Source organism: Cryobacterium sp. 10C3 (genome assembly GCF_034314285.1).
Classification (GTDB): domain Bacteria; phylum Actinomycetota; class Actinomycetes; order Actinomycetales; family Microbacteriaceae; genus Cryobacterium; species Cryobacterium glucosi.
In genome coordinates this window covers 155,085-177,089 of the sequence record NZ_JAVIWF010000002.1, presented here as the reverse complement: position 1 = coordinate 177,089, position 22,005 = coordinate 155,085, and the positions used below count along the sequence as shown (strand labels likewise).

General features: G+C 70.1%; 16 protein-coding genes and 1 pseudogene. 8 read left to right on the top strand and 9 right to left on the bottom strand.

Annotated features, from left to right (window positions below):
* Window positions 1–34 precede the first annotated feature (34 nt).
* The 3 genes from RGU41_RS01405 to RGU41_RS01395 all read right to left on the bottom strand — a co-directional run bounded on the left by RGU41_RS01405 (window position 35) and on the right by RGU41_RS01395 (window position 4,494).
* Window positions 35–1,483 (bottom strand): flavin monoamine oxidase family protein, encoded by a 1,449-nt coding sequence (locus tag RGU41_RS01405; RefSeq protein WP_322135298.1) that lies wholly within the window; start codon window positions 1,481–1,483, stop codon window positions 35–37.
* A gap of 121 nt (window positions 1,484–1,604) precedes the next feature.
* Window positions 1,605–3,362, bottom strand: coding sequence for a methyltransferase (locus tag RGU41_RS01400; protein ID WP_322135297.1), 1,758 nt, complete (start codon window positions 3,360–3,362; stop codon window positions 1,605–1,607).
* A 52-nt stretch (window positions 3,363–3,414) separates the two neighbouring features.
* The gene (locus RGU41_RS01395; protein WP_134449379.1) at window positions 3,415–4,494 is read right to left on the bottom strand and encodes a LacI family DNA-binding transcriptional regulator; all 1,080 of its coding nucleotides are present in this window, start codon (window positions 4,492–4,494) and stop codon (window positions 3,415–3,417) included.
* A 194-nt stretch (window positions 4,495–4,688) separates the two neighbouring features.
* On the opposite strand from RGU41_RS01395, the gene RGU41_RS01390 reads away from it, so the two are divergent.
* The 4 genes and pseudogenes from RGU41_RS01390 to RGU41_RS01375 all read left to right on the top strand — a co-directional run bounded on the left by RGU41_RS01390 (window position 4,689) and on the right by RGU41_RS01375 (window position 10,174).
* Complete coding sequence (locus RGU41_RS01390) at window positions 4,689–5,951, top strand: sugar ABC transporter substrate-binding protein (RefSeq protein WP_134449378.1); 1,263 nt, start codon at window positions 4,689–4,691, stop codon at window positions 5,949–5,951.
* Window positions 5,952–5,957: 6 nt separating this feature from the next.
* Window positions 5,958–7,099: pseudogene (locus tag RGU41_RS01385) on the top strand (carbohydrate ABC transporter permease).
* Between the two features lie 86 nt (window positions 7,100–7,185).
* On the top strand, window positions 7,186–7,986 hold the full coding sequence (locus RGU41_RS01380; RefSeq protein WP_322137276.1) for a carbohydrate ABC transporter permease: 801 nt from the start codon (window positions 7,186–7,188) through the stop codon (window positions 7,984–7,986).
* A 73-nt stretch (window positions 7,987–8,059) separates the two neighbouring features.
* Window positions 8,060–10,174, top strand: a complete 2,115-nt coding sequence (locus RGU41_RS01375; protein ID WP_322135296.1) for a glycogen debranching N-terminal domain-containing protein — start codon at window positions 8,060–8,062, stop codon at window positions 10,172–10,174.
* 40 nt (window positions 10,175–10,214) lie between these two features.
* Here the strand turns inward: RGU41_RS01375 and RGU41_RS01370 are convergent, their stop codons facing one another.
* Entirely contained in the window at window positions 10,215–12,152 is a 1,938-nt protein-coding gene (locus RGU41_RS01370; RefSeq protein WP_322135295.1) for an FAD-dependent monooxygenase, read from the bottom strand.
* Between the two features lie 29 nt (window positions 12,153–12,181).
* Window positions 12,182–13,663, bottom strand: a complete 1,482-nt coding sequence (locus RGU41_RS01365) for a type III polyketide synthase (protein ID WP_416173130.1) — start codon at window positions 13,661–13,663, stop codon at window positions 12,182–12,184.
* Window positions 13,664–13,849: 186 nt separating this feature from the next.
* Here RGU41_RS01365 and RGU41_RS01360 point away from each other — a divergent pair, with 186 nt between their 5' ends.
* The gene (locus RGU41_RS01360) at window positions 13,850–15,595 is read left to right on the top strand and encodes a pyruvate dehydrogenase (protein ID WP_322135293.1); all 1,746 of its coding nucleotides are present in this window, start codon (window positions 13,850–13,852) and stop codon (window positions 15,593–15,595) included.
* 150 nt (window positions 15,596–15,745) lie between these two features.
* Entirely contained in the window at window positions 15,746–15,940 is a 195-nt protein-coding gene (locus RGU41_RS01355) for a hypothetical protein (RefSeq protein ID WP_241975437.1), read from the top strand.
* 50 nt (window positions 15,941–15,990) lie between these two features.
* Here RGU41_RS01355 and RGU41_RS01350 read toward each other — a convergent pair whose 3' ends face one another.
* Entirely contained in the window at window positions 15,991–16,791 is an 801-nt protein-coding gene (locus tag RGU41_RS01350; RefSeq protein ID WP_322135292.1) for a phosphatase PAP2 family protein, read from the bottom strand.
* A 390-nt stretch (window positions 16,792–17,181) separates the two neighbouring features.
* On the opposite strand from RGU41_RS01350, the gene RGU41_RS01345 reads away from it, so the two are divergent.
* Window positions 17,182–17,409, top strand: coding sequence for a hypothetical protein (locus RGU41_RS01345; RefSeq protein ID WP_322135291.1), 228 nt, complete (start codon window positions 17,182–17,184; stop codon window positions 17,407–17,409).
* Between the two features lie 37 nt (window positions 17,410–17,446).
* Here RGU41_RS01345 and RGU41_RS01340 read toward each other — a convergent pair whose 3' ends face one another.
* A complete protein-coding gene (locus tag RGU41_RS01340) occupies window positions 17,447–18,379 on the bottom strand; it encodes an NADP-dependent oxidoreductase (RefSeq protein WP_322135290.1) in 933 nt (310 codons plus the stop codon).
* A 231-nt stretch (window positions 18,380–18,610) separates the two neighbouring features.
* Between RGU41_RS01340 and RGU41_RS01335 the strand changes: the two genes are divergently transcribed.
* Window positions 18,611–19,522: a phosphodiesterase gene (locus RGU41_RS01335; RefSeq protein WP_416173129.1), complete on the top strand. Its 912-nt coding sequence runs from the start codon at window positions 18,611–18,613 to the stop codon at window positions 19,520–19,522.
* Here RGU41_RS01335 and RGU41_RS01330 read toward each other — a convergent pair.
* Together RGU41_RS01330 and RGU41_RS01325 are read right to left on the bottom strand one after the other, a co-directional pair.
* Complete coding sequence (locus RGU41_RS01330; RefSeq protein ID WP_322135289.1) at window positions 19,478–21,370, bottom strand: stealth family protein; 1,893 nt, start codon at window positions 21,368–21,370, stop codon at window positions 19,478–19,480. The two genes, RGU41_RS01335 and RGU41_RS01330, sit on opposite strands and share 45 nt — an antisense overlap.
* A 196-nt stretch (window positions 21,371–21,566) precedes the next feature.
* Window positions 21,567–21,995 carry a DUF1761 domain-containing protein gene (locus RGU41_RS01325; RefSeq protein ID WP_322135288.1) on the bottom strand — a complete coding sequence of 143 codons (429 nt, stop codon included), beginning with the start codon at window positions 21,993–21,995 and terminating at the stop codon, window positions 21,567–21,569.
* Window positions 21,996–22,005 lie beyond the last annotated feature (10 nt).

Sequence of the window (22,005 nt, the reverse complement as noted above, 5' to 3'; positions counted from 1 at the left end):
TGAGAAATGCTCGGGATTGACTTTATGGGGTTCGTCAGGGCGCGGGCGTCGGCGTGGGGCTCGGCGTCGGGGGCACGTAGAACGGGGTCAGCCCGCGCAGCGCGGCGGCAAGCACCGTGGCGTCGTCGGCCCCGGCGAGCCGGAGCGCCGTGTCCCCGGCGACGAGTCCGACCAGGACGGGCTCCCCGGTGAGCGGCATCATGTTGATCCAGACCCGGAAGTCCTCGTCCCCGCCGACCGTGGTCCACAGCGGGGCGGTCGTGCTCCAGAACGGCTCGTCGAACTGCAGCCAGACCTTGTCGAGCGTGCCCATGCCGAGGTCGGCGATCGCGCCGCGGTGCGCGAAGGGCAGCGCGGGGTCGAATTCGAGCACCCCGGATTTCAGCACCCCGAGCGGAACGGTGACGAGCACCCGGTCGGCGGAGAGCGACTCCCCCGTGCCCAGACGCAGGCTCACGCCGGTGTCGGTGTATGCAAGTTTGGTGACGACGCTCGAGTCGAGCAGGTCGATGCCCTCTGCCGCCTTGGTGAGCAGGTGGGCATATCCACCGAGCACGATCCGGTCCTCGTTCGCGCCGGCGTCCGCGCTCGTGTACCAGCCCGACTGCTGGTCGACGGATGCGCCCGCGTCGATATCGAGAACGGTCGCGACCCGGAATGCGAGCCAGTCAGCCGCCGAAACACCGTCACCGGCATCCGCTGTGGACAGCGTGCTCGCGCCGGAGCCGTCGAGCGCGCCGTGTACGGACATGTCACTGGCCTGTTTCGTGGCCCAGGCGAGCGCGGTCGCAACGGCTTTTTCGCCGGTGTCGGGCACCGCGACGACGATTCCGGCATGGGTGCGGGTCTCGCTCGCGCTCGGAAAGGGGGTGGTCGCGATGCCGAGGCGGGTGAATTCCTCGTCGAGGGACGTTGTGTCGCTGTGGCTCACGAAGGACGGGCCGAGCTCGACAGGGAAGGGCCATTTCTTGTCGCTGACGGTGTCGATGCGGCCGCCGATGCGGTCGCGAGCCTCAACGAGGACGACGTCGAAACCGGCGTCCTTGAGGATGCGCGCGGCGCTGAGCCCGGCGATGCCTGCGCCGATCACGGCGATGCGTTCGCCGGGCGCTGCGGCGGCGATGATCTCGCGCGCCGCGCGAAAGCCGGAGTCGCGGCCGCCCTGCACCGTTCCCGGAGCGTCGGTCGAGGTGGCCTCGCCGGCGAAGAAGACCCGGTCGAGCACGGGTTGGGCGAGCGCAGTGCGCTGCTCGGGCGTGGAGTCGACGGCGGCGAAACTGTACGAACCGCGGGCGAACGGGTCGGCCGACCAGGAGGTGCGGCGCATCTGCGCGGGTTTCGGCACGGGCGAGACGGTGGGCGTCGGTGCGGGGGTCGACGTAGCGGTGGCGGATGCGCTCGGCCGCGGGGCCGGGGACACGCACGCGGTGAGAACGAGGGTCGAGAGACCCGTGACTCCGATGAGGAAGGTGCGACGTTTCATGGCGTTCCGCGCGTCGGGTGTCACTCACGTCCTCCTCTCCGAACGAATCCGGTTGGTTCCAAACTACCGCAGGGGCCGGTTCGGGCGGTCGCCCGCCGCCGGCGGGTACGTCGGGACCGGGTCAGGCGAGCAGTTCTGGCGGGAGGAGGAAACCGTCATCGAGGAGTTCGCGCACGCGCGGGAGGAGCTCGGCGGTGAGATCGCGTTCGGAGACCTCGAGCAGCTCGGCGAGCGCACCGGCGATCGCGCCGACCGCGAGTTCGCCGTCGCAGGCCCCGACGAGCGCGGCGAGCGCGGTGTCGAGCGACACCGACCGGCCGAATCCACTGCCCTGGTGCAGGGTGAGCAGGGTCGGGTCCTCCTGGCCGGGCCAGAAGTGGCGTTCCTCGGTGACGTCGGAAGCAACGGTCAGGGTCGCGTAGACGAGGTCGTCATCCGGGAGGGCCGCGTGCCAGTCGTGGGCGGCGAGGCAGGCCGCGAGGTGGCTGCCGATGCCGTCCGGGTTGTGACCGAGGCCGCCGTGCAGGCGTTCGAGGCGCCGCAACCGCGGAACCTCCGCTGGCCGGGCGGTGTCCGGGCGGCGGAGCAGCAGGTAGCCGAAGCCGACCTGCGTCACTCCGCGCGCCGCGAAGTCGTCGAGCCAGGCGTCGTAGAGGCGGTCGAAGTCGGCCGTGCCCGGCCGGGTGCCGCCGTCTCGGATCCAGGTCTCGGCGTAGAGCTCGGGCGACTGCACCTCGCGCTCGATGATCCAGGCGTCGAGCGCCGGCGCGGGCCCTGACGAATTCGACGGAGATTCGCCCTCCGCAGGGGCCGAAGACGGCTTCCCCGGTGTCTTTTCGGCAAAATCTCCGTCGAATTGGTTCGCGTCGACGGAGGCAGCGGCTGGGGTGAGCCAGTCGGCGAGGCGGTCGAAGGCGTCCTGGCCTGCGCGGTACTCCCAGTTGCCGAGGAGCTGGGCGACGCCGGTCGGGGTGAGGTGCGCGGCAGCCCCGCGCACGACGGACTCGACGAGGGCGTCGCCGACGAGGCCGCCGTCGCGGTACTCGTAGCTCGGCACGCCCTCTGCCCGCGGCGTGATCACGAACGGCGGGTTGGAGATGATGTGGTCGAAGCGCTCGCCCGCGACCGGCTCGAACAGGCTGCCGAGCCGGAATTCGATGTTGGTCACGCCGTTGAGCGCGGCGTTGAGGGCGGCGAGCTCGAGCGCACGCTCGGAGATGTCGGTCGCGACGACGCGTCTGGCGTGGCGGGAGGCGTGCAGGGCCTGGATCCCGCAGCCGGTCCCGAGGTCGAGGGCGGTGTCGACCGGGTTCGGCAGCAGCAGGCCGCTCAGGGTGAGGGATGCCCCGCCGACGCCGAGCACATGGCTCTCGCCGAGCGCGTGCCCGAGTACGAGCTCGCCGAGGTCGGAGGCGATCCACCAGCTGCCGGCCCCGTGGGCGTCCACGAAGCTGTACGGGCGGAGCTCGACGAGCGGGCGGAGCAGGGTGTTCTCGTCGGCGCCGGGTTCTGCGCCGGGTTCTGCGCCGGGTCCGTCATCCTCACCGACGCGGGCGACGAGCCCGAGCGCGACGGCACCTGCCGCCCCGAGGCTCGGGAGCGCCGCCGACAGCGCGCCGCGCGTCACCGGGAGTCCGAGAACGAAGAGCTGCGCGAGGGTCGCCGACGGCTCCTCGCGACCGAGCCTGGCGCGAAGGGCCGCGAGGGCCCGCAGGGCGGGGACCCGCTGGTTGCGGCGGAGCGCGGCATCCGCTTCGGGGCCCCAGAGTCCACTCAGGGTCGCGACGGAATAGTGCGCCGCCTCGAGGTCTGCTCGCAGGAGCGGGATGAGGACGAGGCTCTTCGCCGGGAGGGCGGCGGGATTCGGTGCAGGGATCACTCCCCCATTCAACTGCACGGCGCGGCAGGCAGGACGGTGCTTTGTCCGCGACTCAGCGCGAGACCTCGCTGACGAGGGCGTTCACGGGCACCGAATCCCGGGGAATGGCCGCGAACTGCCGGGTGATGAGCCGCGGGGTGACCATCCGGAAGGGCGGCGGGGCCGGATCGGATGGCGCGCCGGACTTCCCCTCGAACTCGCCGGCGAGGAGCTCGAGGGCCGCGGCGGCGACTTCGTCGACGGGCTGGTCCACGCTCGAGAGCCCGATCGCCGCCGCGATGGGCGTGTTGTCATACCCCGTGACCGGCACCCGGGCCGGGTTGGCGATCATCGCCCCGAGGGCGAGCGCGTCGCTCGCACACAGCACCGCGTCGATGCCGCCGGCCGTGCGGGCGAGCTGCTGCATGGCCGCCGCGCCCTGGTCGACTCCGTCGGCCGTGACCACCTCGAGGCGGGCGAGGTCCTCCGCGGAGACGTCGCCCCGCTCGAGCATGGCGTCGTGCCAGCCGCGCCGACGGTCGTCGCCTGTGCCGGACGGGCTCGGCCAGCCGATGTAGGCGATGCGGGTCGCACCGGCGTCCTGCTGCGCGCGGGTCGCCGCGTGCAGGCCAGAGTAACCATCCACGTCGACCCAGGGGTGGCGCGGCGCGGTGAAGTCGTCGCTCCGCCAGGGCCGGCCGAAGGTGACGAAGGCGATGCCCTGCTCGAGCAGCCACTCGGTGCGCGGGTCATCGGCGGTCGTCGAGGTCAGGACGAAACCGTCGACATCCGCCCCGTCGTTCAGGCGCCGGAACTGACTGATCTCGTCCTCGGGGCTCGTGGCGGTGAACAGGAGCACACGCAGGCCCCTGGCATCGGCCTGCTCGGTCAGGGCATGCAGGAACCGGTCGAGTACCGAGCCGGAGATGCCGTCGATCATCGGGTCGAGGCGGATGCCGATCGTCGAGCTGCGCCGGGTGCGCAGCCGTCTCGCCGAGGCGTGCGGACGGTAGCCGAGGGCGCTGATGGCCGCCTCGACCCTGGCGCGGGTATCGGCCTTCACGATTCCGGGCGTGTTCATCACGTTGGAGACCGTCTGGCGGGACACCCCGGCTACGCGCGCCACGTCCGTGACGGTGGGGAATTCTCCCATGATCTCTCCCTGCCGGTGCTCCTCGCGCCCCGGGCACGAGGCCCCGTGGCTGGAACGATAAAACCAGACTAGCGCGTCGGATCGATCCCAGAATTAGATCGATCAAAGAAAAAGTTTGATCGATCAAATAAAACCGGCTATCGTCGTTCTCACACAAGCAAACGCGCACTGCGGCGCGACTTTAGGAGAAGAAAATGCAACGACGCACCTCCCGCTGGATGATCGGGGCCGGCCTGACCATGGCCGGGGCGCTCGCCCTCACGGGCTGCAGCTCAAGCTTCGGCGGCACCACGTCCGGCTCGACCGGCTCGGCCGCCGCCCTCACGAGCGACGCGAGCAAGAGCCTCACCGTCCTGATCGGTTCAAGCGGCGACGCCGAGACGAAGGCCGTCAACGCGGCCGTCGCATCCTGGTCCTCCTCGAGCGGCACGAAGGCCACCGTCTCCGTCGCGAGCGACCTCAACCAGCAGCTCGCCCAGGGCTTCGCGGCCAAGAAGCCGGCCGACGTGTTCTACCTGTCGACGGATGCCCTCGCCGGCTACGCCTCGAACGGTTCCCTGCTCGCCTACGGCGACAGCCTCGCCAACAAGGACGACTTCTACCCGAGCCTCGTCAAGTCCTTCACCTACGACGGCCAGTTCTACTGCGCGCCGAAGGACTTCTCCACGCTCGGCCTCGTGATCAACACGGATGCCTGGGCGAAGGCCGGACTCACCGACGCCGACATCCCCACGACCTGGGACCAGCTCGAAACCGTGGCCAAGAAGCTGACCACGCCCGACCAGGTCGGCCTCGCCATCGGCGGCGAATACGCACGCGCCGGCGCCTTCATGGCGCAGGCCGGCGGCAACCTCATGAACGAGGACAGCTCCAAGGCCACCGCGAACAGCGCAGAGGCCGTCGCCGGTCTCACCGAGGTCAAGAAGCTCCTGAACGACGGCGTGATGAAGTACGCGAAGGACGTCGGAGCCGGCTGGGGCGGCGAGGCTTTCGGTAAGCAGCTCGCAGCCATGACGATTGAGGGCAACTGGATCACCGGTGCCATGTCCAGCGACTACCCGAGCGTGAAGTACACGGTCGCCGAACTTCCGGCCGGCCCCGCCGGCAAGGGCACCATGCAGTTCACCAACTGCTGGGGCATCGCAACGGACAGCCCCAACCAGGCCGCCGCGCTCAAGCTCGTCGAGCAGCTGACCAGCAAGGACTCCCAGCTGGCCTTCTCAACGGCCTTCGGCCCGATGCCGTCGATCAAGTCCGCCGCGTCCGACTGGAAGGCCGCCAACCCGGTGCTCGTCCCGTTCCTGAACGGTGCTGACTACGCCGTCGGCACGCCCACCGCGAAGGGCTCAGCGGATGTCGTGACCGAGCTGAACTCCAAGCTCGAGTCCCTCAAGACGGGCGATCCCCAGCAGATCCTCGACGCCGCCCAGAAGAACCTCGAAGCGCTGCTGAAGTAGTTCGACATGTCGAAGCCCGCACGCACGTCTCGCCGCTCCGGAATCCGGGGCGGCGAGGCCGCCTCGGGGTGGCTCTTCACCGCCCCGATGATCATCCTGCTCGGGATGTTCCTCGTCGTCCCTGTGCTCATGGCACTCTGGGTCAGCTTCTCCGACTGGGGAGGCCGCGGCAGCCCTTCGGCGGCAACGTGAAGTTCGTCGGCTTTGACAACTACTCCACCCTGCTGAATGGGGGCGGCCTGGCCGAACAGGACTTCGGCACGGCACTGCGCAACAACGCGTGGTACGTCGTGCTCGTCGTCCCGATCCAGACCGCCCTCTCCCTCCTGCTCGCCGTGCTCGTCAACCGGCAGATCCTCCGCGGCCGCGGCTTCTTCCGCACCTCGTTCTACTTTCCGTCGGTGACGAGCTCGGTGGCGATCACCGTGCTCTGGCTGTTCCTGTTCAGCTCGACGGGCGCCATCAACAAGCTGCTCTCGTTCATCGGCATCAACGGACCGAACTGGTTCAACGACCCGAGCGGCATCCTGCACAACTTCCTGCAGCTCTTCGGGGTGACCCAGGGCCCCGCCGCGCTCACGGACGGATCCTTCCTCGGCGTCTCCTGGTGGGACTGGCTCGCCGGCCCCTCTGTCGCCATGACGGCCTTCATCCTGATGGCCGTGTTCACCACGAGCGGCACGTTCATGCTGCTCTTCATCGCGGCACTGCAGAACCTCAGCGGCGAGGTCACCGAGGCCGCGATGATGGACGGCGCCAACGGCTGGCAGCGGTTCTGGAAGGTCACCCTCCCCCAGCTGCGCCCGACCCTGTTCACCGTGCTCACCCTCGGCCTGATCGGCAGCTGGCAGGTCTTCGACCAGATCTACACCGGCACCAAGGGCGCACCCGGCAAGACCACGCTCACGCCCGCCTACCTGTCCTACCAGTCGGCGTTCAACAACCAGGAATGGGGCCAGGGCGCCGCGATCGCGTTCATCCTCTTCGTGATCATCGTGTTCTTCACGCTCTTCCAGCGCTGGGTGCTGCGCGAACGGCCGGTGTCGAAGCGCAGGATGCGGCCCTACCTCACGAATCCCGCCTCAGCGGTCGCCCTGGCGGCCACGGCCACACCCGCATCGACGACGAAGTCCGGAGAGTCACGATGAGCGCGCCCACGGTCAGCCCAACCCGCAAACTCCGTGCCCTCAGCCGCGAGAAGCTCCCCACCCGCGCCGTCGCCGGCCGGTCGCTGATGTACGCGATCCTCACCGTGCTCGCGATCATCTACATCGCCCCGTTCCTCGTGCAGGTCGCGACCTCGTTCAAGACGGATGTCGAGGCGGCGAGCAATCCCATCTCGCTGCTCCCGCAGACCTGGTCGACCGCGGCGTACCAGAAACTGTTCCTCAACTCGGACTTCCCGGTCTGGTTCAAGAACTCCGCCATCGTCACGATCTTCGTCACGCTCGGACGGGTGTTCTTCAACTCGCTCGCCGGCTACGCCCTCGCCCGGTTGCAGTTCCGCGGCCGGACGGTCATCTTCGCCGGCCTGATCGCCGTGATGAGCGTGCCCGGCGTCGTGCTCCTGATCCCGAAGTTCCTCGTGATCAACCAGATCGGCATCTACGACACCTACGTCGGCATGATCGTTCCGCTCCTCACCGACGCCGCCGGGGTCTTCATCATGAAGAACTTCTTCGAATCGATCCCCGCGAGCGTCGAGGAACAGGCCCGCATCGACGGGGCAGGCACCTTCCGGGTGTTCTGGTCGATCGTGCTGCCGATGGCGAGGCCCGCCCTGATCACGATCATCATCCTGTCCTTCCAGGGATCGTGGAACGAGCTCTCGCACTTCATCGTGGCCACCCAGTCCCCTGAACTGACCACGCTCACCAAGGGCGTCGCTTCGCTCGCCTCCGGGGAGCTCAGCCAGGGCACCCAGTATCCGCTCAAACTCGCCGCCGCGGCGATCATGACCATCCCGGTCGCGGTGATGTTCTTCATCTTCCAGAAACGGATCATGAACACCACCGACGGCGCCGTCAAGGAGTAAGTCCCGGCCGGCCGGCCCACCTTCCCCGTCCCCCTGTGGACATCCGCTTCAACCCAGGAGTCGTTCCTTCCTCATGCTTTCCCAGTCCCTCATCTCGACGCCCGTGCCCATTCAGCCCGCCGGCGACCACCCGGTCCAGCCGCTGCTCCACGATTCGACCATCGTCCTCGCCGCACCCACCCAGGCGTGGTCACGTCCCGACGGGCGCACCGAACTGCCGATCCACGGCCTGTACCACGCGGACACCCGCGTGCTCTCTGGCTGGGACGTCTCGGTCGGCGGGGCACACGGCGAGGCGATCGCCCAGGCCGGGCGCGGTTCGGGCGAAGTGACCTTCACCTCGCTGCTTCGGCACCTCGACGACGCCACCGCCGACCCGCGGCTGCGGCTCGAGGTGACGCGGACCGTGAGCGCCGGGCGGATGCGGGAACGCATCACGATCCGTTCGGGCCTGGGCCACACGGTCTCGACCACGATCGCCCTGCGGGTCCACCCCGACTTCTCGGACATGCAGACCGTCAAGGCCGGGCTCGCCGACCCCAAGAGCCGGCGCGCGTTCCCGACTGAGGACCTGCCGGAGACGCCCGTCGTCGACCTCGAGACGCTGGCCGACGGCATCCGCCTGTCGACGCCGAGCGTGACGGCCGTGCTTCGGTTCGGAAGCGACGCGACGCTCGCCCAGACACCCGCGTCGGCCGCCGGCGGGGCGCACCGAGCCGGGACGGATGCCGCCGCACCGGTCGTCGCGGCGAGCTGGGCGGTCGAAGTGCCCGCGCACGGCACCGCGACCGTGGAATGGACCGTCGACGTCGAGCACAGGGCAACCGTGGTGCAGGCGGCCGAGGGCCTGCCCGAGTGGGATGGCGTGACCGTGCATTCCGGCGATGCCCGGCTCGGCCGCTGGGTGCAGCGCGCCCTCGACGACCTCAGCGGGCTGAGGATGGCGACGACGGCTCGGCCCGATGATCCGTTCCTCGCCGCAGGGGCGCCGTGGTTCTTCACCCTGTTCGGGCGCGACTCGCTGTGGGCGGCGCGGTTCCTGCTGCCGCTCGGCACCGACATCGCCGGCTCGACACTCCGCTTGCTCGCAAGCCTGCAGGGCACCGTCTCCGACCCCGAAACGGCCGAGCAGCCGGGCAAGATCATGCACGAGCTGAGGCCGGGCGCGTTCTCGATGCCCGGCGAGAGCCTGAACCTGCCGCCGCTCTACTACGGGACGGTCGACGCCACGCCGCTGTGGATCTGCCTGCTGAACGACGCCTGGCACTGGGGCCTGCCCGACGCCGAGGTCGTGGCCCTGCTGCCCCACCTCGAGGCGGCACTCGGCTGGATGCGCGACTCCGGCGACAGCCACGACGACGGGTTCCTCTCCTATGTCGACGAGACCGGGCACGGCCTGGCCAACCAGGGCTGGAAGGACTCCGGCGACTCGATCCAGTGGCGGGACGGCTCCCTCGCCGAGGGGCCGATCGCGCTCTGCGAGGTGCAGGCGTACGCCTACCAGGCGGCGATCGGCGGCGCCGAGCTGCTCGAGGCCTTCGGTCGCCCCGGCGCGGCCGAGTGGCGCACCTGGGCGGCGAACCTGCGGGCCCGGTTCCGGGCATCCTTCTGGATCGACTCTCCCGAGGGACGCTACCCGGCGGTCGCGCTCGACGCGCACAAGCGCCCGGTCGACACGGTCACGAGCAACATCGGCCACCTGCTGGGCACCGGCCTGCTCAACGACGAGGAATCGGCGCTCGTCGCAGCCCGGCTCGTCTCCACCGAGCTCAACTCCGGTTTCGGGCTGCGCACGATGTCGACCGACTCGACCGGATACTGGCCGCTGAGCTACCACGGCGGCTCGGTCTGGACCCACGACACCGCGATCGCGATCAACGGGCTGGGCCGCGCCGGGTTCGGCGCCGAGGCCGGCATCCTGATCGACGGGTTGCTCGCGGCCGCCGAGTCCTTCGGGTACCGGATGCCGGAGCTCCACTCCGGGGACTCCGCGGCAGAATTCCCGGTCGCGGTTCCCTACCCAGCGGCCTGCCGCCCGCAGGCCTGGTCCGCGGCGGCGGCGATCTCCGTGCTCGGGACCGTTCTCGGCCTCGCCCCCGACCGCGAGGCCGGCACGGTCGCCTCGACCCCGATCACCCCGGCCCTCCTGGGCTCGGTCACGATCCTCCCCCGCCAGCCCCGGGCATAACTCGGGAGCGCGGTCGGTGGCGCGGGCCGGGTGGTGCGGGCTACAGCCAGCGCATCGTAAAGGCGCTCGCGAGCACGGCGCTCGCCGGCGGAACGGCGAGGGTGCGCACGAGTCCGTTGCGGAGCCGCAGCCGCAGCCCCGTGGCCGGCCGGCCCATCATCATGTTGAAGCCGGCCTGCCGGGCAGCCATCCGGGCGCTTCGGCGGCGGCGACGGTCATAGTCGGAGAGCACGGATGCCGCGGTGCCCGGTTCCCTGATGGCGAGCGCGAGCGCCGGGGCGAGCAGGAGTCCGTCGAGCCAGCCGAGGTTCATGCCCTGGCCGCCGATCGGGCTGATCTGGTGCCCCGCGTCGCCGACGAGCACGATGCGTCCGCTGACGAGACGTTCGGCCAGCCGCTGCTGCACCGAGAACGCGCTCACCGACGCCCCGGACGAGGGCAGGACCACGCCCGTGCGGGACTGGACGATCGCGGCGAGGTCGTGGCTCGAGGCATCCGGTTGCAGGGACGATGTCATCGCGACCCAGCGCCGCCGCCCGCCGGGGAGCGGGAATGACTCGACGACGCCGCCGCGCTCGAAGTACAGCACCGCCTGCTCGGCGGCCTGCTCTCCGGCGGGGTAGTCGCTCATGAGATAGGTGTCTCCACCGCCGCGCTCGATGCCGCGGATGCCGGCGAGTGCGCGGATGATACTGCGGGCGCCGTCCGCGGCGACGACGTAGCGGGCCTCGAGTGCGGTCGCCGTTCCGGCCTCCTCGACCTCGAGCTCGACGCGGTCGCCGCGGTCCCGCACACCCGTGACGGTGACACCAGACCGGTACCGGCCGGGGCTGAGCTCGTCGAAGCGGGCGCGCAGCAGCGCTTCGGTCTCGTACTGCGGCAGCGAGACGACGAACGGATGCCGCCCGGCCGCTTCGCGGAACGTCAAGCGGCCCAGGGCGCGCCCGTCGCACCGAACCTCGCCGCCACGGATCCGCACCGCGCGTTCGACGACGGCGTCGGCGAGGCCGAGCTCCTCGAGGGCGCGCATCGACGGCGGGTGGATGCCGATGGCTCGCGACCGCCGCGACGGTTCCGCGCGCCGCTCGAGCACCTCGACGTCGAGGCCGCGCACCGCGAGGAGCCCCGCGAGCAGGATCCCGACCGGACCGCCGCCGACCACGATGACGTCGCGCATCCGCTGCCCATCGCTCGCCTCAGCGCCCAACCTCGCCGAGCGCGGGCGTTGCGCCGTTGCGCGGGTGGCAGACCACCCGCGCAACGGCGGAAGTCCCGCGCCCGGGCCGTCCCAGCGCAGCAGCAGGCGAGACGGATGCTCCCGAACCACGTCCCAGCCCGGCGGCACGACCGCGCGCAGTTCCGGCGCGGTGAAGCTGCGGCGGATGGAGGTGAGGCCGTCCGCGCGGATGTACGAGTCGCGGAAGAGCGGCCAGGTGCCGAGGCCGAAGCCGACGTAGGCGAAGGTGCTGCGTTCGATGTCGCCGAGCAGCACCCGGCCGCCGGGCGCCGCGAGCCGTTGACAGTCGGCGAGCAGGCCGCCGAGCTGCGCGCCCGTGAGGTGATGCAGCACGTGGTTGGACACCACGACATCGAAGCGAGCTCCCTCGTCGGCGAGGTCGGAGCTGAGCGCCTGCCGGAAGGTCAGCCGGGGCAGCGGCGGCCGGGCGGTCGCGAAGCGGTGGGCGCGGGCATCCGGGTCGATCGCGGTCACCGTGAGGAGCAGGCCGTCCCGGGCCGCCCAGCGGGCGAGCGCCCTGGCGACGTCGCCGCCGCCCGAGCCGATATCGAGCAGCGTGCTCTCCCGGCTCGTCGAGAGGAGCGGCCGGATCTCGCGCCGGTACACCCCGCGCCAGCCGGAGACGGCGGCGTTCACGTATCGGAAATAGTCGTACGTGCGGCTCAGGACCTCGGGGTCGCAGCCCGGATCGTCCATGAGCTCGACCGCGTCGCTCGCCCGCCGGCGGAGGAACGGCAACATGGGAAACAACGGCGATCGCGCCAACCGCGTCAGCCGCGCACCACAGTCATCAGGCCGGACTCGACCGTGAGCCCCGGTCCGAACGCCATGGCGCAGAGCCGCTCTCCGTCCGCGGTGTCCGGGGCGTCCAGGATCGCCTTCAGCACGAAGAGGATCGTCGCGCTGCTCATGTTGCCGTAGGAGCGCAGGGTCTCCCGCGACGGCACGAGCTGCGCCTCGCTCAGCCCGAGCTTGGCCTCGGTCTTGTCGAGAATGCTGCGCCCGCCGGGGTGGATCGCCCAGTGCGCGATCGCCGTGCTGAGGTTCAGGGCCCGCCCGGTCGCGGGCTCCGTCGTGGTCTCCGTCGTGAGCGCGGGCCCAGCGGATGCCTCCGGCGCGTGCACCGGGACCGCGAGCGTCGCAACCGACCCGGCCGCAGAACCCGCCTCGCCGAGCACACCCGGCTCCGCAGGCGACCCCTGCACCGCGAGCAGGCCCGCGAGTTCCGCCAACTCGGTCGCTTCGGCCAATTCCGTGGAGGTGGCGAGTTCCGCGAGCTCGGTCGCAGTGGCCACTTCGGCCAGGACTTCGACCTCGTCAGTGAATTCCTCGATCGGCATGGTCTCACCGAGAGCGGCGACGGCAGCGGCGAGCCCCGGGTCCTTCGCGAAGAGCGGAGCGAGAGCGCCCTCGATGTGCTGGTCGATGATGTGCGGGACGTAGCTGCTGAGCACCATCTCGAAGCCCTCGTCGCCGATCTTCCAGGCCATGTCGCCCTCGCCGACGGGGGTGATCACGGTCTCGAAGAGGTCCAGGCTGAGGGCGTTCTCACCCGGCGCCGGGGCGCGTGAACTCACGATTCCGGCGGCCGCACCATCCGAGAACAGGGAGGAGGCAACGATCGTGTCGGGGTCGTCCGAGGTGCGGAGATGCAGCGAGCAGAGCTCGGCGCTCACCACGAGCACGACGGCGTTCGGGTCGGCTTCGACGAACTGCTTCGCCGTGCGGAGCGCGGGCATCGACGCGTAGCAACCCATGAACCCCAAGTGATACCTCTGCGTTGTCGGCTTCAGGCCCAATTCCCGCACGAGCATATAGTCGGGGCCGGGCGCGTAGAAGCCCGTGCAGGACACAGTCACGACGTGGGTCACGTCTGCGGCCTCGATGCCGGGGCAGGCGGCGAGCGCGCGGCGGCCGGCCTCGACGAAGAGCTTCGTCGCCTCGGTGATGTACAGCTCGTTGCGCACGCGGGTGCTCGGCACGAGAAGGGTCTGCGTCGCCGCGTCGAAGAACTGGGGATTGGCGACGTCCGAGTCGAGGGTCAGCTCCTCGATCACGGTGTGGCGTCGTTCGATTCCCGAGAGATTGAACGATGCCGTCACGAGCCGTTTCCCCAGCCTGCTCAATCCCGGCTGGGAGGCGAACACATCGCGCACCTGTTCCTGGACGAGGACGGTGGATGGAACAACGGTCTGTAACGCTCGAAGAGTGACGGACATAGCCCCAGTGTTACACGCGGCCCTGCGAGGCACACCCCCATTTTCGCGGGCGGCGGCAACAGCCGACGGATGCCCGCATCCCGAAACTGGGCGCCGGCAGTGAATCCGCTGGGCGCGGTTCCGTGGCGCGGAGTGATGCCTAGGCTGGAATGTGGCGTGGGGCAACGGGGACGCGCGTCGCCAACCGCGGGCCGGTGCCCGCCTATCCGAGGGAGTCCCGTGGCTACGACCGTCGCCGACCAGATCATCGCCCAGCTCATCGACTCCGGCGTGCGCCGCATCTACGGCATCGTCGGCGACAGCCTCAACCCGATCGTCGACGCCGTTCGGCGCAGCGGCGGCTCCGCGAAGGGCGGCATCGACTGGGTGCACGTGCGCAACGAGGAGGCCGCGGCCTTCGCGGCCAGCGCCGAGGCGCAACTCACGGGTGAGCTCGCGGTCTGCGCAGGGAGCTGCGGACCGGGCAACCTGCACCTCATCAACGGCCTCTACGACGCCCACCGCTCAGGGGCACCCGTGCTCGCGATCGCGAGCCACATCCCGAGCGCCCAGATCGGCAGCTCCTTCTTCCAGGAGACCCACCCCGACCGCCTCTTCGTCGAGTGTTCCAACTACTGCGAACTCGTCAGCTCCGCCGCCCAGGCCCCGCGCGTCGTGAGCATGGCCATGCGCCACGCCATCGGCCTCGGCGGCGTCGCCGTCGTCACGCTCCCGGGCGACATCGCCGAGCTGCCCTCCGTCGGCACCGCGCCGACCATCACCCTGACCAAGCCGGGCACGCTCGTGCCCTCGACGGCCGACGTGCAGCGCCTCGCCGACGCCATCAACAACGCCCGCCAGATCGCCATCTTCGCCGGGATCGGCGTCGCCGGAGCCCACGATGAGGTCGTCGCCTTCGCCGACCTGCTCGCCGCCCCGATGGGGCATTCCCTGCGCGGCAAGGAGTGGATCCAGTACGACAACCCCTTCGACGTGGGCATGACCGGGCTGATCGGCTACGGCGCCGCCCACGACGGCATGCACGACGCCGACCTGCTCATCCTGCTCGGCACCGACTTTCCGTACTCGCAATTCCTGCCCGACGGCACGGATGTCGTCATCGCGCAGGTGGACATCCGTGCCGAACACATCGGCCGGCGCACGAACGTCACGGTGCCGGTGCACGGGGATGTCGCGGCGACGCTCAACGCGGTCACCCCGCTGATCACCCGCACCGCCGACCGGCGCTTCCTCGAGAAGACCCTCAAGCACCACGAGCAACTCATGCACAAGGTCGACGGCAACCCGCGCAACGTCGAGAAGCGCACGCCGATCCACCCCGAGTACGCGGCCTCGATCCTCGACGAGGTCGCCGCAGACGACGCAGTCTTCATCGCAGACACCGGCATGTGCAACGTCTGGGCGGCCCGGTACATCAACCCGAACGGGCGCAGGCGGATGCTCGCCTCGCTCCTGCACGGATCGATGGCCAACGCGCTCCCCCAGGCGATCGGCGCCCAGGCGAGCCACCCGGGGCGCCAGGTCGTGACCCTGTCCGGAGACGGCGGCCTCTCGATGCTCCTCGGCGAGCTCGTCACCGTCGCCGCGCAGAACCTGCCGGTGAAGATCGTCGTGTTCAACAACTCGACCCTCGGCATGGTCAAGCTCGAGATGCTCGTCGACGGCTACCCCGACTTCGGCGTCGACGTTCCGGCCGTCGACTACGCCGCCGTCGCCAACGCCCTCGGCATCTACGGCCAGCGGGTCGAGGATCCCGCCGACATCCGAGGCGCCCTGGAGCGCGCCTTCGAGCACAACGGGCCCGCGCTCGTCGACCTCGTCACCGACCCGCTCGCCCTGAGCATGCCGCCGACGATCACGGGGGCGCAGGTGCGCGGTTTCGCGCTCGCCCTCTCCCGGGTCGTGCTGAACGGCGGCGTCGGCGAGGCCGTGCAGCTCGCCCGCACGAACATCCACAAGCTCTAGTCGCGCCCACATCGGCAGGCCGCGCCCGAAACGGCGGGCGCGGCCCGCCGAAACCGGCGCGGCCGCCCCGTGTCGCGCTGGCTGCACTCGGGCTACCCTGAGGCCCAGAGGACAGTCGCCGGGCGTGCGGAATCGGAGGAGCTGATGGCCATGGACGGACGTGGACGGGTGATCGTGCGGGACGGACCGTGGGGCTTCGTCCTCTTCCTGGCCTACATCGGAGCGGCGATCTACTTCGTCTCGGTCTCGAGCGGAACGTTCTGGGGTGTGATCCTCGGGCTGCTCCAGGCGATCGTCTGGCCGGTCTACGTCGTGTATCACGTACTCGTCCTGATCGGCGCCTGAACGCCGGACGATTCGCGCCGGACCGCGTGACCGGTCGGGTGCCCCGCAGCTCAGGGCAGGCGGTCGAAGAGGTGGGTTGCGACGAACGCGACGAGGGATCCGGCGGCGCAGATCGCCGCGACCCCGCCGACGTAGGCGATGACGGCCTCGCTGTTCGGGCCGGAGGCGCCGAAGAACGTCACGAGGAACGCCGCGGCCGCGACCAGACAGAACGGCACGACGAACCAGAGCTGGATGCGGTATCCGATCGCGGGCGTTCCGCGGGTCGGGGCCAGGGGACCGGTCCCCGCGTCCGGGTCGGTGTTCCCTGCCGCGAACCGGCGTGCCGACCCGCGCGCTCGCAGGCGGCGGGGCGATGCGCCCCATACCCAGAGCGCGATGCCGCCCGCGCAGCCCCAGACCGCGACGACCAGGAGCCCGGCGATGACGTCGCTCGGGCGGTGCCAGCCGTTCGCGAGCGTGGAGACGCCCGCGACGGCCGCGAACGCCGAGCCGAGCAGTGCGGCGAGCCAGCGGGTCCGCGGGCTCGAGACGAGGAACACGGCAAGAGCGGATGCCGCAGCGACCGTCGTATGCCCGGACGGGAACGAGTTGCCGGCGTAACCGTCGACCCCGAGATCGGGACGGGTGAGCAGGATGTCCTTGAGGACCTGGGTCGTGACGACGGCCCCCAGGGCGACGACGACGGCGACGACGAGCGTGCGGAGATCGCGGCGCACGGCCGTGATGATCCCGGTGATGACGGCGCCGGCCACGACCGAGACGGTCGGAACCTGGTCGAGCACCTGCTGGGTGACGACCGTGACGCTGCGACGGCCGAAGATCGAGCCGTCGTAGGCGAGCTGGTCCATCGTCTGGCCGTGCAGGGTCCGCACAAAAAGAGGTACAGCGCGACGAAGACGGCCGACGCGACGATCGCGCCGCCGAGATATCGCAGGAATCCTGTTGTCGAGAGGGAGCGCACAGTCCAGCTTCGCACGACTCGCTGGACAGACCGTGGGTGAGGCCGCAGAAACGCCGGATCGGACACCGAACAGGACGTCGCAGTCAACGACACCGGGCGACACCGGGCCAAAGCAAAGGACCCCGGGGCCGAACGCCGCCGAGGTCCTTCTCAGCAGAATTCAACTGCTGTGATGTTGAAGGTACACCGTGCGGGGACGCCCGCGAACCACCGCTGCACAGGTGCCCGCCGCACGCTAGCCCTTGACTCGGCGGGGACGCGGCGTACCGTGACTGGCATGTTTGCTGCACACCACGGTCGGCACGTCGCCGACAAGGACCATCCCGCACGCGGGACCACGTCGCGGGACGCCCACCCGGCCGGTGCCGAGGGCTTCAGCGGACTCGAGGGCGACTTCGAAGAGGAGCGCCGCCGGGCAGCGAGCGCCCAGGCCGAACCCTACGAGCAGGAAACCGTGACCCGGCCCACCCTTCCGGGAACCACCGAGGGACTGACTCACCCCTGACCCACCCCTGCTCCGCCCCGCTCAGACCAGGTCGGGCTCAGACCAGGGCGAGCACGACCAGGGCGAGCACGACCTTGCCGCGCACGTGCCCGCCCATCAGGTAGCGGTAGGCGTCCGCGACCTCCTCGAGCGGAAATACCCGGTCGACCGGCAGCACCACGTCCCCGCTCGCGATCCGGTTGGCGAGGGCGGCCAGGTCGCCAGGGCGGGCCGCCTGACCTCCGACGCCGGTGATGCCGGCATCCGCCCGGTGGCCGCGCGCGGCGATCGTATTGATGCGGCCGCCCGGCACACCGAGTTCGAGGGCGGCGTCGATCGTGGCGGGACCGCTGTTGTCGAGCGCAGCCGTCACCCGGGGCACGAGCGCGCGCACCCGGTCGGCGAGACCGGGGCCGTATACGACGGGGATGACGCCGAGACTCCGGAGGAAATCGTGGTTGGCCGGGCTCGCGGTTCCGACAACGGTCGCGCCGGTGCGTACGGCGAGCTGCGCGGCGAGGACGCCGACTCCCCCGGCGGCCGCACTCACGAGCACCGTGTCGTCTCGGGTCAGCGCCAGCGAGCGCACCGACGCCGTCGCGGTGCGGCCCGCGATATCGAGGGCCCCGGCAGGGACGAAACCGAGCGCATCCGGTTTACGGATGACGGCGGATGCTTCGACGACGAGCCAGTCGGCCTGGGCGAACATCCGCGAGCCGCCGAGCACGGCGTCGCCGACGGCCCAGCTCGTCACGCCGGCACCGAGTTCGTCGATGACGCCGGAGAAATCATTCCCGTTGCCGCTCGGCAGGACGACACTGTACGCGCCGGCGGCCGGACCGCCGCGGAGGATCTTCCAGTCCACGGGATTGAGCCCCGCGGCGTGCACCCGCACCCGCACCTGGCCGCGGCCGGGGGCAGGCGGATCGCCGGTGATCACCCGCAGGACTTCCGGGCCGCCGAATTCGGAGAAACGCACGAAACGAGCCATGCGCCCAGCCTATTCAGGGCGCGCAAGACCCGGCACCCCTCGGATGCGGCGGCGCTCGCGGCCGGGCTTCCGCTGCCCGCGAACGGCCGGGCCCCGCCGGCTCTTCTCCGGTCCCGTCGGCATGTTCGTCTGGAATACACCGGCCGTTCAAGGTCGGCTGGTCGAATATTCGGAGTAGAGTCAGTCGACTCAACGATGAGTGCAAACAGTCCCGACGAATGGAAAGTTCATTTGAACCTGCGAACGGCCGAATACCCTAGGCCGGACTATTTCCTGCTCCACCTCAGCGATACCCATGTTCTGGCCGATGGCGGCAGGCTCTACGACCAGGTCGACAGCGCCCGGCACCTCGCCGAACTCTTCGCCGAGGTCGAGGCATCCTCTGGCCGTCCCGACGCCATCATTATCACCGGCGACCTGGCCGACAAGGGCGAACCGGATGCCTACGCCCTCGTCCGCAGCATCGTCGAGCCGGCCGCCGCCCGCCTCGGCGCCCGGGTGATCTGGGTGATGGGCAACCACGACGACCGCTCGGCCTTCCGCGCGGAACTCCTCGGCCAGCCCTCGTCGACAGCACCGATCGACCGCGTCGACTACATCGGCGGCCTCCGCATCATCACGCTCGACACCTCGGTGCCCCACCAGCACTTCGGCACGGTCACCGACGCCCAGCTCGCCTGGCTCACCGAGGAACTCCGCGTTCCCGCTCCCGACGGCACCATTCTCGCAATGCACCACCCGCCCGTTCCGAGCGTGCTCGACCTCGCCGTCTCCGTCGAGCTCCGCGGCCAGGCCCGCCTCGCCAAGGTGCTCCGCGGCACGGATGTCCGCAGCATCATCGCCGGACACCTGCACTACTCCTCGACCGCGATGTTCGCCGGCATCCCGGTGTCGGTGGCCTCGGCCACCTGCTACACGCAGGACCTCAACGTGCCCGTCGGCGGCACCCGCGGCCGCGACGGCGCCCGCGCGTTCAACCTCGTGCACGTCTACCCGGACACCGTGCTGCACTCGGTCGTACCGCTCGGCAGTTACGCCCCCTCGACTACATCGACCCGGAGGAGAGCGCCCGCCGCCTCGCCGCGTCGGGCATCACGATCATGGGCGCGGGTACTCTCCCGGCGCTCCGCGAGCCGCCGATGACCACGCCGATCCCGGTTCTGAGCTAAGCGGGCCGCGGCGCCTGACCGAGCGCGATCGCGACCGCCGCGCCGGCGAGTTCGCCGGATTCCGCCGAGATGCGCCGGTGCGACTGCCCCTCTCGGCCGAACCGGGCGAACTCGGCCCCGGGGAGACGCTGTCCGCGGCGGCAGGCGTGCCGCTCGCGGTGGCCTGCGCCTCGCGCTCCCACGGCGCGACGATCGGGAAGTACTGTTCGAGGAACTCGGTCACGGCCGCGCGGCGCACCTCGTCCGAGATCTCGGGGAAGCTGCCGTCGTTGAGGCAGAACATGTCCTGGTCGCGGCGCTTGCGGAGCTTGTTCATCTGGCGCAGCGCGAGCTTGAGCGTCGTCTCGATGTAGAGCGACCTGGCCTGGGTCTGCTCGACCGCGCGCCCGGTGGTCAGCGCGTAGTAGTGGTAGAGCGAGTTCGTCACGGAGATGTCGGTCGCCGAACGGAACTGGCTCGCCGCGGTGCGGGCGAAGTCCTCGGGGAACTCCGCCTCGAGCTCCAACAGGACGCTCTTCCGCATCGGCACCGCCGTGTGCTCGAGGTGCCGGGTCGTGACCTTGCCGAAGCGCTCGCGGAGCAGCGCCCGGTTGACCCGGGCGGCGTTCTCGAACCCGCTGCGGCTCGGGTCGTTCTCGCCGAGGCCGATCCGGGTGGATGCCTCGATGAACTTCGTGACGCCGCCCGGCGAGAAGAACAACTCCGGTCCGACCGGGCGGCCGAAGAACATGTCGTCGTTGGAATACAGGAAGTGTTCGGCGAGCCCGGGGATGTGGTGCAGCTGGCTCTCCACGGCGTGCGAGTTGTGGGTCGGCAGCACGCTCGGGTCGGGGAAGAAGTCCTCGCTGTTCATGATCGTGACGCGCGGGTGCTCGGCGAGCCACTCGGGCGCCGGCGAGTCCGTCGCGATGAAGATGCGGCGCACCCAGGGCGCGAACATGTAGACGCTGCGGAGGGCGTACTTGAGCTCGTCGATCTGCCGGAAGCGGGCGTCGGACTCGTCGCCGCTGCCGACGACGTATGCCTTCATCCGCTTGGCGCGTTCGCGCTGGAAGTCGCTCGAGGAGCCGTCGACCCAGGAGAAGACCATGTCGATGTCGAAGCTCACGTCGCTCGCGAGATCGTCGAACATGTGCTGCAGGGTGCGCCAGGTGCGCCCGTACAGGGTGATGGTGGTCTCGCGGGCCTCGCCACGCGGCATCCGCTTGCGCATCAGGGAGTTCTCGACCGGGGCGACGATCTCGTCTTCGCCGAAGAACCAGAGTTCGAACTGGAACGCGGTCTCGGCGCCGTACCGGAGGCGGCCGATCGGTTCGATGCGCGGGCGGTACACCCGGAACACGGATGACTTGCGCAGGGTGGTGAGGGCGCCGTCGGCGAGCAGGAGGGGCTGGGTGAGGTGCCCGTCGAGGGGCTTGGCGTAGAAGGGGTCGTTGGAGAACGCCTCGGCGAGCGCGCGGGTGATGTGCTTGCGGCGCTTGCGATCGACGGCGAGGACCGGGCGGTCGTGGTCGCCGCGGACGAGCAGGAAGTCGATGCCGGCGGCGTCGAGGGCGTGGGCGATCGCGAGGAGGTCCCTGACCATGGACTCGTGCGGGGTGAAGTGGCCGTTGATGAGGGCGATTTCGCCCTTGCGCACGACGACGTCGTCGCGGTCGAAGCGGCGGGTGCGGGCGTCCGGGGAGAGCAGCACCAGTTCGGGTTCCGTGCTCAGTGAGAGCACGGGGACGGCGGAGTTGGCGGTGCCCGCGGTGCTGCCGGTGCCGGCCGGGCTCACCGGGACGACCGACGGCTCTGCGGCTGAACGATCGACGGTAACCATGGTCCTCCTCGGGAAATGGGAACACTCATCAACGGGGCAACCGTGTGTTGCCGGGGAGAGTGCGTCCGGTACGTGCCGGCGGCCGCGACCCGGTCTGAGCCGGGAACCGGCAGCCGACAGCAAGCGGTAGCGTTCCTCCCAGTCTACGTTGCCCGGCGACCCGCCCCGATGACGGCGCCGGGACCTCCGGCGTAGGTCAGAGGGAGTTGATGCCGATCAGGCCGATGATCAGGGCCATCACCTCGAGGGTGACAAGCTCGTGGGCGAGGTTGAGCACGGTGAGCCCGGCGGGGCGCCGGTCGAAGACGTCGTGGGTCACCATCCGGGCGGCGGTGAAGCCTGCCCAGAGGATCAGCGCGGTCAGCAGCGCGTTGGCGAGGAAGCTGCCGCCGTAGAAGTTCTGCGTGATCGCGACGGCGCCCGCGAGCACCCACGCGGTGACGAAGCTCACGAGGACGGTGATCACGATGGGAGCGACCGCGTTGCCGCGCATGCTCTCCTCGTCATGGCCGACCGTACGCATCCAGTACCCGCCGAAGACCCGGCGCGAATACCAGACCGACCCGACGGCCATGCTCGACGCGGTGGCGAGCAGTACCGCCCAGATGTTGATCTCGGGAACCATGAGGGATCCT